This window comes from Pseudoflavonifractor phocaeensis (assembly GCF_016901955.1).
Classification (GTDB): domain Bacteria; phylum Bacillota; class Clostridia; order Oscillospirales; family Oscillospiraceae; genus Flavonifractor; species Flavonifractor phocaeensis_A.
Genome location: NZ_JACJLC010000235.1, coordinates 1 through 441, shown reverse-complemented (window position 1 = coordinate 441; position 441 = coordinate 1). Strand labels below are relative to the sequence as shown.

Below are 441 nucleotides of genomic sequence, written 5' to 3'. Positions count from 1 at the left end.
CCTCCTGATGTGAAGTCTTAAAAAACTGACTGTCAGCTTTTTGAGTTTTGGGATATTGTCTCACATTTTCGAGGGATACGGAAGGTGGGTGGTCGTTGAGCGCTTACGAACTCACCCCAGCTTGCGTCTGAGATAGACCGGGCAAGTTTGTGGTTCTTGACCATGTTCTTAGAAGCCAAACCCTCGATGCAGATTACATCGTACTGGCGCACAAGGCCTGTAGACAGTTTATGCAACATGTCCTGCCGCTGATTGGCAACATGTTCCTGCAACCGAGCTACCTTCACCCGCACCTTTTCCCTGCGCTTGCTCCCCTTTGATTTTCGGGAGAACTGGCGCTGGAGACGAGCCAGTTTACGGATGCTCTTAGTCAGAAACTTGTGGTTTGGATACTCTACTCCATTGGAGGTGACTGCAAATGATTTAAGGCCCATATCGAGG

At 49.4% G+C, this 441-nt stretch carries 1 protein-coding gene; it reads right to left on the bottom strand.

All coding sequences use genetic code 11. The features are described 5' to 3' along the window. Nucleotides 1-32: 32 nt before the first annotated feature. The coding region (locus H6B51_RS17350; protein WP_243421385.1) for a transposase at nucleotides 33-441 on the bottom strand (409 nt) is incomplete at its 5' end.